The following is a 20355-nucleotide window of genomic DNA, read 5'->3' as shown; positions in this document are numbered from 1 at the left end:
ATACAAACAAGGGAGGCCCTGCTCAGGCACCTTCTTTGAGGAGGCGGGTGACGAGGGCCCGCTGGGCGTCCGTCAGGTGCGGGTCGTGGCAGTGCACCGTCCGCCCGTCGACCGTGATCCGGTAGGAGAAGCCGTCCCGGACGCCCGGCGCCGGGCCGCCCGGGGCCGGGCGGAGCGCCAGCTGGGCCAGGGCCCGCCACTCGTCCTCGTCCGGCCGGCCGGCCGTGTCCACCTCGGCCCGCCGCTCGATGCCGGCGAAGCCGCCGGTCCGCACCACCTCGATCCGCATGGCCGTCCTCTGCCCAGACCCGGGCGCGCTATGCGACGCCCACCGTCGACCAGGCCTTCTGCAGCGCCCGGTGCTCCTCGCCGCCCTCGCCGTAGCGGGCGGCGGCGGCCGCGGTCGAGAGCCGGGCGAACTGGGCGAAGGTGGCCTTGGCGGTGAGCTCGCCGCCGGTGAGGGTGTCGTACCAGATTTGCCCGGCGCGCTCCCATGCCTTGCCGCCGAGCTCGGTCGCGGCCACGTAGAAGGCGCGGTTGGGGATGCCGGAGTTGATGTGGACGCCGCCGTTGTCGCGCAGGGTGTCGACGTAGTCGTCCATGCTGGCCGGCTGGGGGTCCTTGCCGAGCTCGTCGTCGTCGTACGCGGTGCCGGGCGCCTTCATCGAGCGCAGGGCCACGCCGCTCACGTTCGGGCCGAGCAGGCCCGCGCCGATCAGCCAGTCGGCTTCGTCGGCGGTCTGCCCCAGCGTGTACTGCTTGATCAGCGAGCCGAAGACGTCGGACATGGACTCGTTGAGGGCGCCGGACTGGCCGCGGTAGACGAGGTTGGCCGTGTACTGGGTGACGCCGTGGGCGAGCTCGTGGCCGATGACGTCCACGGCGACCGTGAAGTCGAGGAAGAGATCGCCGTCGCCGTCGCCGAAGACCATCTGGCTGCCGTCCCAGAAGGCGTTGTTGTAGTCCCGGCCGTAGTGGACGGTCGCGTCCAGGGCGAGCCCGGCGTCGTCGATGGAGCGCCGCCCGAAGGCCTTCAGGAACAGTTCGTGCGTGGCGCCCAGGCCGGCGTACGCGCGGTTGACGCCGGCGTCCTGGGAGGCCTCGTCCCCCTCGCCGCGGACCTTCCGCCCCGGCAGCCGGGTGCGGTGCTCGGCGTCGTACACGGTGCGCTGCGGCTCGTCCGGGACGGGCGCGCCCGGGGACGGCACGGTGAAGGGGCGCGCGGTGGTGACGTTGCGCCGGGTGCGCAGGGAGGCGTCGTGCTCCAGGGTGCGCAGGGCGGATTCGGCGCGGCCGGTGTTCCGGGAGCCCGCGATCCGGTCGAGCATGTGGGGAGGCACGACCGTGCAGAACGGGGCATGGGCGGCGGTGTGGGTGTGGGAGGCATCCATCCAGGCAATGTGGCAGTGGGTCACTTTCCTGTCACTAGCTGCAACCATGATTCATTCGGTTGTCTGAAAGGTGTCGCAGCGCGTTGACGGACCCCCTGGACCGCGCATGCCAAAAGAGACCTATGCCACATAGGGTACAAATCGGACAGGCGGGTCCCGCATACTGGAACGGCCCCTCGCGCCACGGCGCGGCTCGGCTAGGCTCGGCCCATCATGCGTTTCGGGCTGCTTCTGCTTAGCTGCCGCGGCGAGGGTCTGCAGTCGTAGGTCGACCCCCTCCCCGCGGAGTCTGGTGTTGCGGTTTACGACCGCCGTCGGCCGTTCAGCGATCCCCACGCGGACACCCGAGGAGCCCTACGCCATGAGCCAGCACACCTTCGCCGGTCGCCCCACCCCGATCACGAACGCCACGCACGCGCAGCAGCCGTCCGGGATGCCCATCCACAAGTACGGCCGCTACGAGCAGGTGGACCTGCCCGACCGCACCTGGCCCGACGCCCGCGTGACCAAGGCGCCCCGCTGGCTGTCCACCGACCTGCGCGACGGCAACCAGTCGCTGATCGACCCGATGACCCCCGCCCGCAAGCGCGAGATGTTCGACCTGCTGGTGCGCATGGGCTACAAGGAGATCGAGGTCGGCTTCCCCTCCTCCGGCGAGACCGACTTCGCGTTCGTGCGCTCCATCATCGAAGAGGGCGCCATCCCGGACGACGTGACCATCTCCGTACTGACCCAGGCCCGCGAGGACCTGATCGAGCGGACCGTGGAATCGCTGGTCGGTGCCCGGCGCGCCACCGTCCACCTGTACAACGCCACCGCGCCGACCTTCCGCCGGGTCGTCTTCCGCGGCTCCAAGGAGCAGATCAAGCAGATCGCCGTCGACGGCACCCGCCTGGTCATGGAGTACGCCGAGAAGCTGCTGGGCCCCGAGACCGTCTTCGGCTACCAGTACAGCCCCGAGATCTTCACCGACACCGAGCTGGACTTCGCCCTGGAGGTCTGCGAGGCCGTCTGCGACGTGTGGCAGCCCGGCCCCGGCCGCGAGATCATCCTGAACCTGCCGGCCACGGTGGAGCGCTCCACGCCGTCCACCCACGCGGACCGCTTCGAGTGGATGGCCCGCCACCTGACCCGCCGCGAGCACATCTGCATCTCCGTCCACCCGCACAACGACCGCGGCACCGCCGTCGCCGCCGCCGAGCTGGCCCTGATGGCCGGCGCCGACCGCATCGAGGGCTGCCTGTTCGGCCAGGGCGAGCGCACCGGCAACGTCGACCTGATCACTCTGGGCATGAACCTGTTCTCCCAGGGCATCGACCCGCAGATCGACTTCTCCCAGATCGACGAGATCCGCCGCACCAGCGAGTACTGCAACCAGATGCCGGTCCACCCGCGCCACCCCTACGCGGGCGACCTGGTCTACACGGCCTTCTCCGGCTCCCACCAGGACGCCATCAAGAAGGGCTTCGACGCCATGGAGGCCGACGCGGCCGCCCAGGGCAAGACCGTCGACGAGATCGAGTGGGCCGTCCCCTACCTGCCGATCGACCCCAAGGACGTCGGCCGCTCGTACGAGGCCGTCATCCGCGTCAACTCGCAGTCCGGCAAGGGCGGCGTCGCGTACGTCCTGAAGAACGACCACAAGCTGGACCTGCCGCGCCGCATGCAGATCGAGTTCTCGAAGATCATCCAGGCGAAGACCGACGCCGAGGGCGGCGAGGTCACGCCGAAGGCGATCTGGGACATCTTCTCGGACGAGTACCTGCCCAACCCGGACAACCCGTGGGGCCGCATCCAGCTGCGCGCCGGCTCGACCGCCACCGACAGGGACGGCACGGACACGCTGACCGTCGACGCCGTCGTGGACGGCGTCGAGACCGTCCTGAACGGCACCGGCAACGGCCCGATCTCCGCGTTCTTCGACGCCCTGGCCTCCATCGGCGTCGACGCCCGCCTGCTGGACTACACCGAGCACACGATGAGTGAGGGTGCCTCCGCCGTCGCCGCCTCCTACATCGAGTGCGCGATCGACGGCCGGGTCCTGTGGGGCATCGGCATCGACGCCAACACCACCCGCGCCTCCCTGAAGGCGGTCGTCTCCGCCGTCAACCGCGCGGGCCGCTGACCCGCCGGGCCGCAGGGCCCGCCGCCGCGCCGCCGCGCCCCTCCCGCCCGGGAGGGGCGCGGCGGCGCGCTGCTGCCGGCTCCTTGCGGATGGTCCCGGGTGCCCCGCGTTGACCGGGGCGCCGTACGCCGCCCCGGACCCGCCCCGCCGCCCTCCGCCGGCCCCTCACCGGCCGGTTCCCGCACGGTCCGACCGGGCCGGAGCCGCCGGTGTCGGCCTCGGCCGGCCCCTCACCGGCCGGGCGCCGGAACGGGCCGGCGGCCGGGCCGCGCCCCGGCCGCTCCCGCCTGCGGAGGCCCTGACCAGACGGGATCCGCCGCGCACGCCGTCGGGCGCGGGCAGGCCCCGCAGACGGGCGGGGGAGGCGCAGCAGCACGGACCGGCCAACTCCGCCCCGCGGCGGATGTTGTCTTGTCACACGACTGACGCATCCTCACCGATGTGGCTAACATCACGCCAACCCCGGTGTGCCGCCTGGGGGTCCCGCCCGTGCCCGCAGGGCCACGGGGGAGTTGACGGAGGTGCGACGTGCTGCCAGTTCGGGGTGGGGACGGCCGGAAGCTGACGGTCTGGGGCATCCGCACCACGTGGAACACGGTGGGCGACGGCGAGTTCTTCTGCACGGGCTGCGGCGGCGACCGCAACTACCGCCGGCGCACCGGACGCCGCAGGTTCACGGTCCTCGGCGTCCCGCTGCTGTCGCGCGGCGAGGCCGGGCCCGTCGTCGAATGCCAGGGCTGCCGGGAGCGCTTCGGCACCGACGTGCTCGACCGCCTCACCACCACCCGCTTCTCCGCCCTGCTGCGCGACGCCGTGCACACCGTCGCCCTGGCCGTGCTCGCGGCCGGCGGCACCGAGGCGCGGGCCGTCCTGGAGACCGCCGTGTCGGCCGTCCGCGCCGCCGGCTTCCAGGACTGCACCGGGGAGCAGCTGGAATCCCTCGTGCAGGCGCTCGCCAGCGACCAGGGCCGCCTCGGGCTGTACGACGCCCCCGACTGCTGCGGGGCCGCGCTGGCCATCGAGCTCCACGAGGCGCTGGAGCCGCTCGCCCCGCACCTGGCAGGCCCTGGGCGGGAGTCGATCCTGCTCCAGGGCGCGCGGATCGCGCTCGCCGACGGCCCGTACACCCCGGCCGAGCGCGAGGTGCTCGCCACCGTCGGCTCCGCCCTGCGGATCGGCTCGGACGACGTGGCGCGGCTGCTGTCCGCCGTGCGCTCCTCCTGACCACCGGACGACCGCCGGGCGACCGCCGGATCCGGCCGAAACGGCTCCGATCGAGGTAACGATCCGGCCTCACGGGGCCTGAATCCGGCCGTAGGGCTCGGGGAACCGCGCCGTCCGCCGCCGGGCCGTCCCAGCAGGCGGACGGCGGCGCTGCCGCGCGCCCGTGCGCCGCCCCCGGCGCCCCGGAGGGCATCGCCGCACGTCACAGCAAGGGGCATCGTCCGTACGAGGGCGGTCGGGAGGGCGGGAGCCGTGCCGGGCTACCCCGCCGCACCGCCCTGCGCCACTGGAGGAACCCACAGATCGGGCGCCCCCATGGGTCAACACTTTGTGGAAGTCGACGATATCTGTGTCCCCTCCCACAGGCGTTCAATTCCGGACACACGACGAACGCCGCCGGAGCGCGACCCGGCGGGCTTCGGCCACGTGAACGAACGCACCTGACAACCCCGGCGGACCCACGGGACACGACCCGCTCCGCCCGGGGACAACCAGACCCTCCCCGTTCACCACCTTCTGAAGGGCAAGCCCGATGGCACGTGTCGCCGCCCGGCTCTCCGCCGACGGAGAGCAGAGCACCCACCCGGTCGACGAGGTGCTCCCCGTCCCCAAGCTCGCGCTGTACGGCTTCCAGCACGTGCTCGCCTTCTACGCCGGCGCCGTGATCGTCCCGATCATCGTCGGAGGCGCGCTCGGGCTGACCCCCGAACAACTCGTCTACCTGATCAACGCCGACCTCTTCACCTGCGGCATCGCCTCCATCATCCAGGCGTGGGGCATCGGCAGGGTCGGCGCGCGACTGCCGCTCATCCAGGGCGTCACCTTCACCGCCGTCTCCCCGATGATCGCGATAGGCCTCGGCGCGGGCGGCGGCACCGCCGCCCTCCTGGTCATCTACGGCGCCGTCATCACCGCGGGCGTCGCCACGTTCGCGTTCGCCTGGCTGCCGGCCCGGGCGTTCCGCGCGGTCATGCGGCTCTTCCCGCCGGTCGTCACCGGCACCGTGATCACCGTACTGGGCATCGTGCTGCTGCCGGTCGGCCTGAACGACGCGGCGGGCGGCCTCGGCAGCCCCGACTTCGGAGATCCGAAGCACTTCGCGTACGCCGGAGGCACCATGCTCTTCATCCTGCTGCTGATGAGGCTCGGTCGGCCCTTCCTCTCCTCGATCGCCATCCTGCTCGGCCTCGTGGGCGGGACGGCCGTCGCCTTCCTGCTCGGCGACGCCCGGTTCGACAGCGTCTCGAAGGCCGACTGGATCGGCGTGACGACACCCTTCCACTTCGGTGCGCCGAAGTTCGAGTGGTTCCCGATCATGCTGATGCTCATCGTCATGCTGATCACCATGGTCGAGACGACCGGTGACACGTACGCGGTCGGCGACATCGTCGGCAAGGACGTCGACAGCGAGACCGTGGCCCGTGCACTGCGCGCCGACGGCGCCGCGACCGCGCTCGGAGGCGTCCTCAACTCCTTCCCGTACGTCGCGTTCGCCGAGAACGTCGGACTCGTGCGGATGACCAAGGTCAAGAGCCGCTTCGTCGTCGTCGCGGCCGGCGTGTTCATGATCATCCTGGGGCTGCTGCCGAAGGCCGCCGCCATCGTGGCCTCCGTGCCGCACGGCGTCCTCGGCGGCGCCGCGACCGTCATGTTCGCGATGGTCGCCCTGGCCGGCATCCAGACCCTTGCCAAGGTCGACCTGAAGGAGGAGAAGAACGCGCTGGTCGTGGGCGTCTCCCTGGCCTTCGCGCTGCTGCCCGCCACCGTCCCGGTGCTGTTCAAGGAGCACATGGACGCCGACCTGTCCTCCCTGCTGAACAGCGGCGTGACGCTCGGCGCGACGGCCGCCATCGTGCTGAACGCCGTCTTCAACGGCCTCGGCAAGGACGACGCCCACGCCGCCGGAGCCCTGACCGCGGAGCCCGCCCCGCCTGCGGCCCCGGCCGCCGCACCGGTACCCGTCCCGGCCCCCGCCGGCCCCGCGGCCGACCGGGACCCCGAGCCCGACGCCGACCCCGACGCCGATCCGGCCCCCGCCCCCGCCCGCTGACCCCGCGGGCCGCGGCGGCCCCCCGCCCCGGAGCCGGTCCGGGGCAGGGGGCCGCCGCCGCACCCGCACAGGCGACAATGGGCGCATGAGTCTGTTCCGCGACGACGGCATCGTGCTGCGCACCCAGAAGCTCGGCGAGGCGGACCGCATCATCACGCTGCTGACCCGCGGCCACGGACGGGTGCGGGCCGTCGCCCGCGGCGTACGCCGCACCAAGTCGAAGTTCGGCGCCGGGCTGGAGCCCTTCTCCCACGCCGACGTCCAGTTCTTCGCCCGCGGCAGCGACCTCGTCGGGCGCAGCCTGCCGCTCTGCACGCAGACCGAGATCATCTCCCCGTACGGCAACGGCATCGTCACCGACTACGCCCGCTACACGGCCGGCACCGCGATGCTGGAGACCGCCGAGCGGTTCACCGAGAACGAGGGCGAGCCGGCCGTCCAGCAGTACCTGCTGCTCATCGGCGCCCTGCGCACCCTCTCCCGCGGCGAGCACGAGCCGAACCTCATCCTCGACGCCTTCCTGCTGCGCTCCCTCGCTGTGAACGGCTACGCGCCGAGCTTCGAGGACTGCGCGAAGTGCGGCATCCACGGCCCGAACCGGCACTTCTCCGTCGCCGCGGGCGGGGTCGTCTGCGGCGACTGCCGGGTGGCCGGCAGCGTCGTACCCTCGTCGGAGGCCGTCGCCCTGCTCAGCGCCCTGCTGACGGGCGACTGGGGGTACGCCGACGCGTGCGAGGCACGCCACGTGCGGGAGGGCAGCGGGCTCGTCTCGGCCTATTTGCACTGGCATCTGGAGCGCGGGCTACGCTCGCTGCGTTACGTCGAGAAATAGGAGCTGGGCACATGGCACGACGCGGGATTCTGGGACGCTCTCGCCGCGAGTACAAGGTTCCGGAGCCGCACCCGTCCGGTGCGCGCCCGCCGAAGATCCCCGGCGAGCTGGTCCCCAACCACGTCGCGATCGTCATGGACGGCAACGGCCGCTGGGCCAAGGAGCGCGGGCTGCCCCGCACCGAGGGCCACAAGGTCGGCGAGGGCGTCGTCCTCGACGTCCTCAAGGGCTGCATCGAGATGGGCGTCAAGAACCTCTCGCTGTACGCCTTCTCGACGGAGAACTGGAAGCGCTCCCCGGAAGAGGTCCGCTTCCTGATGAACTTCAACCGCGACGTCATCCGCCGCCGCCGCGACGAGATGGACGAGCTGGGCATCCGCATCCGCTGGGTCGGCCGCATGCCGAAGATGTGGAAGTCCGTCGTCCAGGAGCTCCAGGTGGCCCAGGAGCAGACCGTCGACAACGACAAGATGACGCTGTACTTCTGCGTCAACTACGGCGGCCGCGCCGAGATCGCCGACGCGGCGCAGGCCATAGCGCGGGACGTGGCCGCCGGGAAGCTGGACCCGTCGAAGGTCAACGAGAAGACCTTCGCGAAGTACATCTACTACCCGGACATGCCGGACGTCGACCTGTTCCTGCGCCCCAGCGGCGAGCAGCGCACCTCGAACTACCTGCTCTGGCAGAGCGCGTACGCCGAGATGGTCTTCCAGGACGTGCTGTGGCCGGACTTCGACCGCCGCAACCTGTGGCAGGCCTGCCTGGAGTACGCCCAGCGCGACCGCCGCTTCGGCGGGGCCGTCCCGAACCAGGTGGAGCCGGGCGGCGCTGCCGGCTGAGGGGCTGCGGACACGGCGGAGGGCCCGCCACCGGGTTTTCCGGGGGCGGGCCCTCCGCCGTGTCCTGCGAAGTCGTCCGGATCGCTTCGGCCCGCGGCCGGAAAGCGCCCGGACCGCGCTCAGGAGGCTGCCGCGGCCGCGCAGTCGGAGCAGGTGCCGAAGATCTCGACGGTGTGGGCGACGTTCACGAAGCCGTGCTCGGCCGCGATCGACTCGGCCCACTTCTCGACGGCCGGGCCCTCCACCTCGACGGCCTTGCCGCAGCCGCGGCACACCAGGTGGTGGTGGTGGTCCCCGGTGGAGCAGCGCCGGTAGACGGACTCGCCGTCGCTGGTGCGCAGCACGTCGACCTCGCCCGCGTCCGCCAGGGACTGGAGGGTGCGGTAGACCGTGGTCAGGCCCACGGAGTCGCCGCGGTGCCGGAGCATGTCGTGCAGCTCCTGGGCGCTGCGGAACTCGTCCACCTCGTCCAGCGCGGCCGCCACCGCCGCCCGCTGCCGGGTGGATCGCCCTCGTACTGGCGCGGTACTCGTCTCGCCAGGCGCAGTCGCCACCGGTTCCTCCTCGTATCGGCCTCGGCCCAATTGTGCCAGGCGGCCGCCGCTACTGGACCTTCACGTCGTCGCGCGTACAGACCTCTTCGGCGGTGCGCGCCGCCTCGGCCCGGCGCCGGGCCAGCGGCGCGGACACCGCCGTGAGGACCGTGAAGACGGCGATGGCCAGGAGCACGATGGTGCCGCCGGAGGGGGCGTCGATGTAGTACGTGGCCACGGTGCCGGAGAGCGAGACCAGGACGCCGATGCCCATCGCGGTCGCCAGGGTGGCGGCGAATCCGCGGGTGACGCGCTGCGCCGCCGCGACGGGGATCACCATCATGGCGCTGACGAGGAGCAGGCCGACGATGCGCATGGCGACGGTCACCGTGACGGCCGCGGTGACCGCGAGCAGCAGGTTGAGCAGCCGCACGGGCAGGCCGGTGACCCGGGCGAACTCCTCGTCCTGGCAGACGGCGAACAGCTGCCGGCGCAGGCCCAGGGCCACGGCGAGCACGAACGCGGCGAGGACGACGACGGCCGTGATGTCCTCGGCCGAGACGGTGGTGATCGAGCCGAAGAGGTAGCTGGTCAGGTTGCTGGTGGAGCCGCCCGGCGCCAGATTGATGATCATGACGCCGCCGGCCAGGCCGCCGTAGAAGAGCATCGCCAGGGCGATGTCGCCGCTGGTCCGGCCGCGCGAGCGGATGAGCTCCATGCCGACCGCGCCGAGGACCGCGACCAGGGTCGCGAGCCACACCGGGCTGGCGTTCAGCAGGAAGCCCAGCGCGACGCCCGTCAGGGCCACGTGGCCGATGCCGTCGCCCATGACCGCCTGGCGGCGCTGGACGAGGTAGGTGCCGATGGCGGGGGCGGTGAGGCCCACCAGGACGGCGGCGAGCAGGGCCCGCTGCATGAAGGCGTAGTTCAGGAGGTCCATCAGCTCAGCAGTCCGGTGCGCAGGGGTTCGGCGTCGTGCGCCGCGTGGGGGTGTACGTGGTCGTGGCCGGGCAGGGCGTGCTGGCCCACGGCCTCCGGGGGCGCGCCGTCGTGGACGACGCAGCCGTCGCGCAGGACGACCGCGCGGTCGATCAGCGGCTCCAGCGGGCCGAGCTCGTGCAGGACGAGCAGGACGGTCGCGCCGGCGGCGACCTGCTCGCGGACGGCGCTCGCGAGGACCTCCTGGTTGGCGAGGTCCACGCCGGCCATCGGCTCGTCCATGATCAGCAGCTCGGGCTCGGCGGCCAGGGCGCGGGCGATCAGGACGCGCTGGTGCTGGCCGCCGGAGAGGGCGTTGACCGAGGCGTCGGCGTACCCGTCCATGTCGACCAGGGCCAGGGCGCGCCCGACGGCCTCCTTGTCGGCCCTGCGCAGGAGGCCGAAGCGGGTGCGGGCGAGCCGGCCCGCGGAGACGACCTCGCGCACCGTCGCCGGGACGCCGCTCGCCGCGGTGGTGCGCTGGGGCACGTACCCGATGCGCGACCAGTCCCGGAAGCGCCGGAAGGGCGTGCCGAACAGCGACAGCTCGCCGCCCGACAGGGGAACCTGGCCGACGACGGCGCGCACGGCCGTCGACTTCCCGGAGCCGTTGGCGCCGAGGAGGGCGACGACCTCGCCGGGGCGCACCGCCAGGTCGACGCCGCGCAGGACGGGGCGCGAGCCGAGCGAGGCGACTGCGCCGCGCAGGGAGATGACCGGCTGCTGCGCCGGTTCCGCGGGCTTGGACTCCATGGGGGGCGCCTCCGTCGACGTCATCACTTGGCCCCGAGGGCCTTCTGGAGGTTCTTGAGGTTGGACCGCATGACCTCGAAGTAGTCAGCGCCCTGGGACTTGTCGGTGATTCCCTCGAGCGGGTCGAGGATGTCGGTCTTCAGGCCGGTGTCGGCGGCGAGGGACTTGGCGGTCTTGTCGCTGGCCAGGGTCTCGAAGAACACCGTGGTGACGTTCTCCTTCTTCGCGCGCTCCTGGAGCTCCTTCATCCGGGCCGGGCTGGGCTCGGACTCGGGGTCGACGCCGGAGATGCCCTCCTGGTCGAGGCCGTAGCGCTCGGCGAGGTAGCCGAAGGCTGCGTGGGTCGTGATGAAGGTCTTGGTGGCGGTGTTCTTCAGGCCGTCCTTGAACTCCGTGTCGAGGGCGGTCAGTTTGCCGACCAGCTCGTCGGTGTTCTTGCGGTAGTCGGCGGCGTGGCCGGGGTCCGCCTTCTCCAGGGCGGCGCCGACGCCCTTGGCGATCTCGGCGTACTTGGACGGGTCGAGCCAGACGTGCGGGTCGCCGCCGGCCTCGCCGTGGCCGTGGCCGTCGCCCTCGGAGTGGCCCGCCTCCTCGCCGTGTCCGTCCTCGTGGCCGTGGCCGTGGTCGTCGCCGCCGGCGTCGTGGGAGTCGAGCTTGGTGAGGGTCGCGGCGTCGACGGTGTTCTTCACACCGGCCTGGGCGACGGCCTCGTCGACGGCGGGCTGGAGGCCCTTGAGGTAGAGGACGACGTCCGACTCCCCGAGCTGTGCGGTCTGCTTGGGGGTGATCTCCAGGTCGTGCGGCTCGACGCCCGGCTTGGTGAGGGAGGCGACCTGGACGCGGTCCCCGCCGATCTGCTCGGCGAGGAACTGCATGGGGTAGAACGACGCCGTCACGGCGAGCCTGCCCTCCGCAGCGCCGGCGGGGGAGGCTCCGGCGTCGGCACCGGCGGTGCCGGAGCAGGCGGTCAGGGCCGGGGCGGCGAGCGCGACGGCCCCGGCGAGGGCGGCGGTGGGTATGAGGCGGCGTACGTTCATGACATCCATTTTCATCAAATATGGAAACCGTTGTCAAAAAGCCCTGGCTGCGGGCCCCCGGGGGCACCATGGAAGGGGAACCGATTTGATGGAGGGGGTGCGGGCGCCGGTAACCTGAGGCATTCGCGTTCGTCCTCGTAATGAAGAGAGCACCGTGGCCGCCGACAAGATCGAAACCATCGTCAGCCTGAGCAAGCGCCGTGGCTTCGTTTACCCGTGCAGTGAGATCTACGGCGGCTCCCGGGCTGCCTGGGACTACGGTCCGCTGGGTGTCGAGCTCAAGGAGAACATCAAGCGCCAGTGGTGGAAGGCGATGGTGACCGGCCGTGAGGACATCGTCGGCATCGACTCGTCCGTGATCCTGGCCCCCGAGGTCTGGGTGGCCTCGGGCCACGTCGCGACGTTCTCCGACCCGCTCACCGAGTGCACCGCCTGCCACAAGCGCCACCGCGCCGACCACCTCGAGGAGGCGTACGAGGCCAAGCACGGCCGCCTCCCCGAGAATGGCCTGGCCGACGTGAACTGCCCCCACTGCGGCGTGAAGGGCCAGTTCACCGAGCCGAAGCAGTTCTCCGGCATGCTGGAGACCCACCTCGGCCCGACCCAGGACACCGGCTCCAAGGCGTACCTGCGCCCCGAGACCGCCCAGGGCATCTTCACCAACTTCGCCCTGGTGCAGACCTCCTCGCGCAAGAAGCCGCCCTTCGGCATCGCTCAGATGGGCAAGTCCTTCCGCAACGAGATCACGCCCGGCAACTTCATCTTCCGCACCCGCGAGTTCGAGCAGATGGAGATGGAGTTCTTCGTCAAGCCGGGCGAGGACGAGCAGTGGCAGGAGTACTGGATGCAGGAGCGGTGGAACTGGTACCGCGGCCTGGGCATCCGCGAGGAGAACATCCGCTGGTACGAGCACCCGAAGGAGAAGCTGTCCCACTACTCGAAGCGCACCGCCGACATCGAGTACCGCTTCAACTTCGGCGGCAGCGAGTTCTCCGAGCTGGAGGGCATCGCCAACCGCACGGACTACGATCTCAAGGCCCACTCCGCCGCCTCCGGCCAGGACCTCACCTTCTTCGACCAGGAGGCCGGTGAGCGCTACACCCCGTACGTCATCGAGCCCGCGGCCGGCGTGAACCGCGCCATGCTCGCCTTCATGCTCGACGCGTACAACGAGGACGAGGCCCCGAACGCCAAGGGCGTCATGGAGAAGCGCACCGTGATGCGCCTCGACCCGCGCCTGGCCCCGGTCAAGGTCGCCGTCCTGCCGCTGTCCCGCAACGCGCAGCTGTCGCCGAAGGCCAAGGGCCTCGCCGCCGACCTGCGCAAGAACTGGAACATCGAGTTCGACGACGCGGGCGCCATCGGCCGCCGCTACCGCCGCCAGGACGAGATCGGCACGCCGTTCTGCGTCACCGTCGACTTCGACACCCTCGACGACAACGCGGTGACCGTCCGCGAGCGCGACACCATGAAGCAGGAGCGCGTCTCCCTGGACCAGATCCAGAGCTACCTGGCCACCCGCCTCCTCGGCTGCTAGGGCCCGCTCCAGCGGACGGTGGCCCGGTGCGCATGCCGCGCACCGGGCCACCGCCTTCTTCGCGGGGTCAGGCCGCGGCCGCCCCGGCCTCGGCTGCTGCGGCGGCGGCGCGGCGCTCGCCCTCGGCCTTGGACTTCTTTCCGTAGTACACGGTCCAGAGGGCCAGGCCGGCGAGCACGCCGTAGATCATGATCGGGCTGACGGCCACCATCGTGTCGGTGTCCAGCACGTAGGCCAGGGCGACGCGTACGCCCGCCTCCAGGAGGTAGCCCACGCCCCACACCGCGGTCATCACGGTCATCGAGCGGCGGAACCCCGGGTACTGCCACAGGCCGTTCCACCAGGCCGTGCTCTCCGGTGTGCCGTCGGTGGCGAACTTGCGGCCGAAGTAGAAGATCAGCGGCCGCGGCGCGAGCAGGGTGGCCAGGCAGAGCAGCCCGAACAGTCCGGTGACGCAGGAGTCCTTCACGAGCAGCGTGCGGGCGGAGTTGGCGCCGACCAGCGACACCGCGGCCGTGATGGCGAGGAACGCCAGTGTCACCATGGCGAATTCGTCGAGCTTGCGGCGCCAGGCGAGGACGACGATGTTGTCGACCACGGGCCAGGCGCTGCTGACCAGCAGGGAGCCGGCCTCGCTCCAGCCGTGGTCCTGCAGCTGGTGGTAGGTGATGATCGGAGCGACCACGTTAAGGGCGATCGTCAGGATCCAGCCGGTCGCGGCGGCGCCGCCGGAGCGCGCCGGAGGCGTCGGCCGTTCTGCCTGAGATGGGTGCGTGGACAAGGTTTCCCCCGGGACATGCCTGATGACGTACGGGAGAAACCGTATGTTTTGACTGGTCACGAACAGGCATGAGATGCACCAAAAGATCATCAAGCCGTGCGGAGTGGTGCATTCCGGCCATATCGGGGTTGTGTCAGGCGCGCAGGCCGCGGACCACCAGGGACGTGACCGCCTCGAACTCGCGGCTGATCGTCGGGGAGGTCCACTCGGCCGCGTACTGCGGGTCGTGAAAGCGCCCGGTCGCGTCGAACACGGCGCGGGCCGCGGCCGGCACGTCCGGCACGTCGAGCGTGCCCGCCTCCACGCCCTCGGCGATGATCCGCCCCAACTGCTCGACCAGCTCGGCCAGGTGCGCCTCCACGACCCCGCTGTTCTCGGCGAGCAGCACCGTGTACGTCGCGAACAGCTCCGGGTCGTCGCCCGCCTTGTGGCGCTTGGCGTCGAACAGCGCCTCCAGCCACGCCTCCAGCTTGGAGGGGGCGCTCTCCGCGCCATCCGAGGCGATCTCCTCCAGGCGCCCGACCGTTTTGCCGAGCCAGCGCTCGGTCACCGCCTCGCGCAGGGCGGCCTTGGACGGGAAGTGCCGGTACACGCTGCCGTGGCTGACGCCCAGGGCCCGCGCCACGTCGACCACGGTCGCCTTGGCCGGGCCGTAGCGGCGCAGCACCTCCTCGGTGGTCTCCAGGATGCGCTCGGGGGTCAGGGGCTCGGCGGCAGCGGGTGACATGGGTACGACCGTACCGCCGAGTCAGCGCTCGCTGTCCAGGTGGGCCATCTGCGCGGCCGGGTAGCGCTCGCCGGCTGCGGCTCCGGCCGGGACCGCCTCCTCGACGGCCGCGAGGTCGGCCGCCGACAGCACCACCTCCATGGCACCCAGTGCCTCGGCGAGCCGGTCGCGGCGGCGGGCTCCCACCAGCGGCACGATGTCCCCGCCGCGGGAGAGCACCCAGGCGATGGCGGTCTGGGCCACGCTGACGCCCTTGCCGTCGGCCACCGTGCGCAGGGCCTCGACGAGGGCGAGGTTGCGGTCGAGGTTCTCGCCCTGGAAGCGGGGGCTCATCCCGCGGAAGTCGCCCGGGGCCAGTTCCCGGTCGCGCGTGAAGTGCCCGCTGAGCAGGCCGCGGGAGAGGACCCCGTACGCCGTGACGCCTATGCCGAGCTCCCGCGCGGTCGGCAGGATCTCCCGCTCGATGCCGCGGGATATCAGCGAGTACTCGATCTGGAGGTCCGCGATCGGAGCCACGGCAGCGGCTCGGCGCAGGGTGTCCGCTCCGACCTCCGACAGGCCGATGTGCCGCACGTGCCCCGCTTCGACGGCTTCGGCGATGGCGCCGACCGTCTCCTCGATCGGCACCGCCGGGTCGACGCGGGCGATCCGGTAGATGTCGATGTGGTCCCGGCCCAGCCGCTGCAGCGAGTAGGCCAGGAAGTTCCGCACCGCCTCGGGGCGGCCGTCGTACCCGGTGAAGCCGCCCTCGACTGTGCGCAGCGCGCCGAACTTCACACTGGTCAGCGCTCGCTCCCGCGCGGCCGCGGGGGCGGTGCGCAGGGCTTCGCTGATCAGCAGCTCGTTGTGGCCCATGCCGTAGAAGTCGCCCGTGTCGAGCAGGGTCACGCCCGCGTCGAGCGCGGCGTGGATCGTCGCCAGCGACTCGCCGCGGTCGGCCTCCCCGTACAGCGCGGACATGCCCATGCAGCCCAGCCCCAGCGGGAAGACGGCGGGCCCGGTCGAGCCGAGGGACCGCACGGGCCCGCCGGGGGCCCCGGCGGCGGCCGCCGCAGCGGCCGGGGTGGTCGTCATGGTCGCGGAAGTGCTCTCGTTCGTCGTCATGCCAACGAGAATGACATGACGGGTGACAGATTTCAATATCTGTCACCCGTATCGGCGACGGAGAGGCCGGCTGGGCGACAATGGGGGGCATGACCACGCTCCCCCCGCCCCTCGCGATCGGCCCGCACACCGTGCAGCCCCCCGTGGTGCTCGCGCCCATGGCCGGCATCACCAACGCCCCGTTCCGCACGCTCTGCCGCGAGTTCAGCGGTGGCAAGGGGCTGTTCGTGAGCGAGATGATCACCACGCGGGCGCTGGTCGAGCGCAACGACAAGACCATGCAGCTGATCCGGTTCGACGAGTCCGAGAAGCCCCGGTCGATCCAGCTGTACGGGGTCGACCCCGCCACGGTCGGCAAGGCGGTCCGCATGATCGTCGAGGAGGACCGCGCCGACCACATCGACCTGAACTTCGGCTGCCCCGTTCCCAAGGTCACGCGCAAGGGCGGCGGCTCCGCCCTGCCCTACAAGCGGAACCTGCTGCGCGCCATCCTCCGGGAGGCGGTCGCGGGCGCCGGCGACACGCCGGTCACCATGAAGATGCGCAAGGGCATCGACGACGACCACCTCACCTACCTCGACGCCGGCCGGATCGCCGTGGAGGAGGGCGTCACCGCCATCGCCCTGCACGGCCGCACCACCGCCCAGCACTACGGCGGCACCGCCGACTGGGAGGCCATCGCCCGGCTGAAGGAGCACGTCCCGGAGATCCCCGTCCTCGGCAACGGCGACATCTGGTGCGCCGAGGACGCGCTGCGCATGGTGCGCGAGACCGGCTGCGACGGTGTGGTCGTCGGGCGCGGCTGCCTGGGCCGCCCGTGGCTGTTCAACGACCTCGTCGCGGCCTTCGAGGGGCGCCCCGAGGACTTCCACCGGCCCTCGCTGCGCGAGGTCGCGGGGACCATGGTCCGGCACGCCCGGCTGCTGGGGGAGTGGATCGGCGACGAGTCCCGCGGGGTGATCGACTTCCGTAAGCACGTGGCCTGGTACCTGAAGGGCTTCTCGGTCGGATCCGAGATGCGCCAGAAGCTCGCCGTCGCCTCGTCCCTGGCGGAACTCGATGCTCATCTGAGCGAGCTCGACCTGGACCAGCCGTGGCCGGAGGGTGCGGACGGCCCGCGGGGCCGCACGTCCGGAAACAACCGGGTTGTCCTCCCCGACGGCTGGCTGAAGGACCCGTACGACTGTGCCGGTGTGACCGAGGACGCCGAACTGGACACGTCCGGAGGGTGAGAACCAGCTGACAAACTATGCCGTCGGCGGCGTGACATACGCCACGCATGGGTGGGGTTGCGCTCACATGAGCGCAAGAATCACGGCTAAGACTTCCAAAGGGTGGCACTGGGTGCCACCCTTTGTTTGTTCAACTCTTGAACGCAAATGTATCGATGATCGCTCATCCGAGCGCAAACACGCCTCAGTGGCCCCCCTCCCCTTCGGGAGGTGAACGCTCTTCGTATGTTCGGGCTACCCATCGGTTACTTTCGATCTGGTGGCGAGCGGGTGGTTACAGGCTCATGACGGCCAAGTGGACGTACCCAGAAGCCTTCGATCTGGGTATGTTCCTCGCCGTCAGGGCAGCCACCGAGTCCTCGAGGAGTCGAGACCCGTGTCGGAAAACAAGAACCAGAAGTTCGTCTACGACTTCACCGAGGGGAACCGCGACCTCAAGGACCTTCTCGGCGGCAAGGGAGCCAACCTCGCCGAGATGACCAACCTGGGTCTTCCGGTCCCTCCCGGCTTCACCATCACGACCGAGGCCTGCAAGGTCTACCTCGAGAGCGGCGCGGCCCCGGCCGAGCTCCGCGACGAGGTGAGCGCCCACCTGGCCGCCCTCGAGGCCAAGATGGGCAAGAAGCTCGGCCAGTCCGACGACCCGCTGCTGGTCTCCGTCCGCTCCGGCGCCAAGTTCTCCATGCCCGGCATGATGGACACGGTCCTCAACATCGGCCTCTCCGACGCCTCCGTCGTGGGCCTGGCCGCCCAGGCCGACAACGAGCGCTTCGCGTGGGACTCCTACCGCCGCCTCATCCAGATGTTCGGCAAGACCGTCCTCGGCGTCGAGGGCGAGCTCTTCGAGGAGGCGCTCGACGCCGCCAAGGAGGCCAAGAAGGTCACCGTCGACACCGACCTCGACGCCGCCGACCTGAAGAAGCTCGTCACGGTCTTCAAGAAGATCGTCGCGAAGGAGGCCGGCCGCGAGTTCCCGCAGGACGCCCGCGAGCAGCTCGACCTCGCCGTCGAGGCGGTCTTCAACTCCTGGAACACCGACCGCGCCAAGCTCTACCGCCGCCAGGAGCGCATCCCGGGCGACCTCGGCACCGCCGTCAACGTCTGCTCGATGGTCTTCGGCAACCTCGGCCCCGACTCCGGCACCGGCGTCGCCTTCACCCGCGACCCGGCCAGCGGCCACCAGGGCGTCTACGGCGACTACCTCCAGAACGCGCAGGGCGAGGACGTCGTCGCGGGCATCCGCAACACTGTCCCCCTCTCCGACCTGGAGCAGCTGGACAAGAAGTCCTACGACCAGCTGATGCAGATCATGGAGACGCTGGAGACCCACTACAAGGACCTCTGCGACATCGAGTTCACGATCGAGCGCGGCCAGCTGTGGATGCTCCAGACCCGTGTCGGCAAGCGCACCGCCGGCGCCGCCTTCCGCATCGCCACGCAGCTCGTCGACCAGGGCCTGATCGACGAGGCCGAGGCCCTCCAGCGCGTCAACGGCGCCCAGCTCGCGCAGCTGATGTTCCCGCGCTTCGACGAGAACGCGAAGACCGAGCTCCTCGGCCGTGGCATCGCCGCCTCCCCGGGCGCCGCCGTCGGCAAGGCCGTCTTCGACTCCTACACGGCCGTCAAGTGGTCCCGCTCCGGCGAGAAGGTCATCCTGATCCGCCGCGAGACCAACCCCGACGACCTCGACGGCATGATCGCCTCCGAGGGCATCCTCACCTCGCGCGGCGGCAAGACCTCGCACGCCGCCGTCGTCGCCCGCGGCATGGGCAAGACCTGCGTCTGCGGCGCCGAGGAGCTCGACGTCGACACCAAGCGCCGCCGCATGACCGTCGGCGACCGGGTCATCGAGGAGGGCGACGTCGTCTCCATCGACGGCTCCACCGGCAAGGTGTACCTCGGCGAGGTGCCCGTCGTGCCGTCGCCGGTCGTCGAGTACTTCGAGGGCCGCATGCACGCCGGCGCCGACGACGCCGACGAGCTCGTCCAGGCCGTCCACCGGATCATGGCCTACGCCGACCGCGTGCGCCGCCTGCGCGTCCGCGCCAACGCCGACAACGCCGAGGACGCGCTGCGCGCCCGCCGCTTCGGCGCCCAGGGCATCGGCCTGTGCCGCACCGAGCACATGTTCCTCGGCGAGCGCCGCGAGATGGTCGAGCGCCTGATCCTCGCGGACACCGAGGGCGAGCGCGAGGCCGCCCTCGCCGAGCTCCTGCCGCTCCAGAAGAAGGACTTCATCGAGCTGTTCGAGGCGATGGACGGCCTGCCCGTCACCGTCCGCCTGCTCGACCCGCCGCTGCACGAGTTCCTGCCCGACATCACCGAGCTGTCGGTGCGCGTCGCCCTCGCCGAGGCCCGCAAGGACCACAACGAGAACGACCTGCGCCTGCTCCAGGCCGTCCACAAGCTGCACGAGCAGAACCCGATGCTGGGCCTGCGCGGCGTCCGCCTCGGCCTGGTCATCCCCGGCCTGTTCGCCATGCAGGTACGGGCGATCGCCGAGGCCGCGGCCGTACGCAAGGACGCCAAGGGCGACCCGCGCGCCGAGATCATGATCCCGCTCGTGGGCACCGTCCAGGAGCTGGAGATCGTCCGCGAGGAGGCCGACGCGATCATCGCCGAGGTCGAGGCCGCCACCGGCACCAGCCTCAAGCTGACCATCGGCACGATGATCGAGCTGCCCCGCGCCGCGCTGACCGCCGCCCAGATCGCCGAGGCCGCGCAGTTCTTCTCCTTCGGCACGAACGACCTGACCCAGACCGTGTGGGGCTTCTCCCGCGACGACGTCGAGGCCAGCTTCTTCACCGCCTACCTGGAGAAGGGCATCTTCGGTGTCTCGCCCTTCGAGACCATCGACAAGGACGGCGTCGGCTCCCTGGTCCGCAGCGCCGTCGAGGCCGGCCGGGCCACCCGCCCCGACCTGAAGCTCGGCGTCTGCGGCGAGCACGGCGGCGACCCGGAGTCGGTCCACTTCTTCCACGAGGTCGGCCTGGACTACGTCTCCTGCTCGCCGTTCCGGATTCCGGTGGCGCGCCTGGAGGCCGGCCGCGCGGCCGCCGAGTCCGCCGGCAGCGACAGCCGCTGACCCGCCCGGCCCCCCAAGGGCCGCCCGAAACCGTCCGCCTGCCCCCGGGTTCCCTGACGCCCGAGGGCAGGCGGGCATTTCTTTTGCCGTTCAACAAATCCATACGCCAGCAGGCGGTGGACGGATC

17 protein-coding genes are annotated in these 20355 nt (G+C 71.1%); 8 read left to right on the top strand and 9 right to left on the bottom strand.

Annotation, left to right across the window (positions count from 1 at the left end; all coding sequences use genetic code 11):
* Nucleotides 1-22 precede the first annotated feature (22 nt).
* Entirely contained in the window at nt 23-289 is a 267-nt protein-coding gene (locus C0216_RS25225) for a protealysin inhibitor emfourin (RefSeq protein WP_114057494.1), read from the bottom strand.
* A 28-nt stretch (nt 290-317) separates the two neighbouring features.
* Nucleotides 318-1391, bottom strand: coding sequence for a M4 family metallopeptidase (locus tag C0216_RS25220; protein ID WP_114057493.1), 1074 nt, complete (start codon nt 1389-1391; stop codon nt 318-320).
* A gap of 361 nt (nt 1392-1752) precedes the next feature.
* Between C0216_RS25220 and leuA the strand changes: the two genes are divergently transcribed.
* The 5 genes from leuA (at nt 1753) to C0216_RS25195 (ending at nt 8461) form a co-directional block, all read left to right on the top strand.
* Nucleotides 1753-3516, top strand: coding sequence for a 2-isopropylmalate synthase (gene leuA, locus C0216_RS25215; protein ID WP_114057492.1), 1764 nt, complete (start codon nt 1753-1755; stop codon nt 3514-3516).
* Between the two features lie 528 nt (nt 3517-4044).
* Nucleotides 4045-4740: a TerB family tellurite resistance protein gene (locus C0216_RS25210; RefSeq protein WP_114057491.1), complete on the top strand. Its 696-nt coding sequence runs from the start codon at nt 4045-4047 to the stop codon at nt 4738-4740.
* Between the two features lie 532 nt (nt 4741-5272).
* A complete protein-coding gene (locus tag C0216_RS25205; RefSeq protein WP_246042683.1) occupies nt 5273-6790 on the top strand; it encodes a nucleobase:cation symporter-2 family protein in 1518 nt (505 codons plus the stop codon).
* Between the two features lie 85 nt (nt 6791-6875).
* The gene (recO, locus tag C0216_RS25200) at nt 6876-7622 is read left to right on the top strand and encodes a DNA repair protein RecO (protein ID WP_114057490.1); all 747 of its coding nucleotides are present in this window, start codon (nt 6876-6878) and stop codon (nt 7620-7622) included.
* An 11-nt stretch (nt 7623-7633) separates the two neighbouring features.
* On the top strand, nt 7634-8461 hold the full coding sequence (locus C0216_RS25195) for an isoprenyl transferase (protein WP_114057489.1): 828 nt from the start codon (nt 7634-7636) through the stop codon (nt 8459-8461).
* A gap of 119 nt (nt 8462-8580) precedes the next feature.
* On the opposite strand, the gene C0216_RS25190 is transcribed toward C0216_RS25195, so the two are convergent.
* From C0216_RS25190 to C0216_RS25175, 4 genes are read right to left on the bottom strand one after another with little or no spacing between them, the layout of a single operon-like run.
* Nucleotides 8581-9015, bottom strand: a complete 435-nt coding sequence (locus C0216_RS25190; protein ID WP_114057488.1) for a Fur family transcriptional regulator — start codon at nt 9013-9015, stop codon at nt 8581-8583.
* A gap of 49 nt (nt 9016-9064) precedes the next feature.
* Complete coding sequence (locus tag C0216_RS25185) at nt 9065-9934, bottom strand: metal ABC transporter permease (RefSeq protein ID WP_114057487.1); 870 nt, start codon at nt 9932-9934, stop codon at nt 9065-9067.
* Entirely contained in the window at nt 9934-10725 is a 792-nt protein-coding gene (locus tag C0216_RS25180; RefSeq protein WP_114057486.1) for a metal ABC transporter ATP-binding protein, read from the bottom strand. Before C0216_RS25180 ends, C0216_RS25185 begins: the two co-directional genes overlap by 1 nt.
* A 23-nt stretch (nt 10726-10748) precedes the next feature.
* Complete coding sequence (locus C0216_RS25175) at nt 10749-11762, bottom strand: metal ABC transporter substrate-binding protein (protein WP_114057485.1); 1014 nt, start codon at nt 11760-11762, stop codon at nt 10749-10751.
* Nucleotides 11763-11916: 154 nt separating this feature from the next.
* Between C0216_RS25175 and C0216_RS25170 the strand changes: the two genes are divergently transcribed.
* Nucleotides 11917-13299, top strand: a complete 1383-nt coding sequence (locus tag C0216_RS25170; protein ID WP_114057484.1) for a glycine--tRNA ligase — start codon at nt 11917-11919, stop codon at nt 13297-13299.
* A 67-nt stretch (nt 13300-13366) separates the two neighbouring features.
* Here C0216_RS25170 and C0216_RS25165 read toward each other — a convergent pair whose 3' ends face one another.
* The 3 genes from C0216_RS25165 to C0216_RS25155 all read right to left on the bottom strand — a co-directional run bounded on the left by C0216_RS25165 (nt 13367) and on the right by C0216_RS25155 (nt 15881).
* The gene (locus tag C0216_RS25165) at nt 13367-14140 is read right to left on the bottom strand and encodes a VC0807 family protein (RefSeq protein WP_342777136.1); all 774 of its coding nucleotides are present in this window, start codon (nt 14138-14140) and stop codon (nt 13367-13369) included.
* A 73-nt stretch (nt 14141-14213) separates the two neighbouring features.
* A complete protein-coding gene (locus C0216_RS25160; RefSeq protein WP_114057482.1) occupies nt 14214-14807 on the bottom strand; it encodes a TetR family transcriptional regulator in 594 nt (197 codons plus the stop codon).
* 21 nt (nt 14808-14828) lie between these two features.
* Nucleotides 14829-15881, bottom strand: coding sequence for an aldo/keto reductase (locus C0216_RS25155; protein ID WP_114058899.1), 1053 nt, complete (start codon nt 15879-15881; stop codon nt 14829-14831).
* 119 nt (nt 15882-16000) lie between these two features.
* Here C0216_RS25155 and dusB point away from each other — a divergent pair, with 119 nt between their 5' ends.
* Complete coding sequence (gene dusB, locus C0216_RS25150; RefSeq protein ID WP_216827108.1) at nt 16001-17143, top strand: tRNA dihydrouridine synthase DusB; 1143 nt, start codon at nt 16001-16003, stop codon at nt 17141-17143.
* Nucleotides 17144-17519: 376 nt separating this feature from the next.
* Nucleotides 17520-20228, top strand: coding sequence for a pyruvate, phosphate dikinase (ppdK, locus tag C0216_RS25145; protein WP_114057480.1), 2709 nt, complete (start codon nt 17520-17522; stop codon nt 20226-20228).
* Nucleotides 20229-20355: the final 127 nt, after the last annotated feature.

Source organism: Streptomyces globosus (genome assembly GCF_003325375.1).
Classification (GTDB): Bacteria; Actinomycetota; Actinomycetes; order Streptomycetales; family Streptomycetaceae; genus Streptomyces; species Streptomyces globosus_A.
This window is presented reverse-complemented; position numbering and strand designations above follow the sequence as displayed.

Bases quoted from the DNA above. Each gene is read 5' to 3' on its own strand.
- C0216_RS25160 (WP_114057482.1), bottom strand. From the start codon at position 14,807: ATGTCACCCGCTGCCGCCGAGCCCCTGACCCCCGAGCGCATCCTGGAG.
- C0216_RS25175 (WP_114057485.1), bottom strand. From the start codon at position 11,762: ATGAACGTACGCCGCCTCATACCCACCGCCGCCCTCGCCGGGGCCGTC.
- leuA (WP_114057492.1), top strand. From the start codon at position 1,753: ATGAGCCAGCACACCTTCGCCGGTCGCCCCACCCCGATCACGAACGCC.
- C0216_RS25205 (WP_246042683.1), top strand. From the start codon at position 5,273: ATGGCACGTGTCGCCGCCCGGCTCTCCGCCGACGGAGAGCAGAGCACC.
- C0216_RS25225 (WP_114057494.1), bottom strand. From the start codon at position 289: ATGCGGATCGAGGTGGTGCGGACCGGCGGCTTCGCCGGCATCGAGCGG.
- C0216_RS25220 (WP_114057493.1), bottom strand. From the start codon at position 1,391: ATGGATGCCTCCCACACCCACACCGCCGCCCATGCCCCGTTCTGCACG.
- recO (WP_114057490.1), top strand. From the start codon at position 6,876: ATGAGTCTGTTCCGCGACGACGGCATCGTGCTGCGCACCCAGAAGCTC.
- dusB (WP_216827108.1), top strand. From the start codon at position 16,001: ATGACCACGCTCCCCCCGCCCCTCGCGATCGGCCCGCACACCGTGCAG.
- C0216_RS25185 (WP_114057487.1), bottom strand. From the start codon at position 9,934: ATGGACCTCCTGAACTACGCCTTCATGCAGCGGGCCCTGCTCGCCGCC.
- C0216_RS25180 (WP_114057486.1), bottom strand. From the start codon at position 10,725: ATGGAGTCCAAGCCCGCGGAACCGGCGCAGCAGCCGGTCATCTCCCTG.
- C0216_RS25195 (WP_114057489.1), top strand. From the start codon at position 7,634: ATGGCACGACGCGGGATTCTGGGACGCTCTCGCCGCGAGTACAAGGTT.
- C0216_RS25155 (WP_114058899.1), bottom strand. From the start codon at position 15,881: ATGACGACCACCCCGGCCGCTGCGGCGGCCGCCGCCGGGGCCCCCGGC.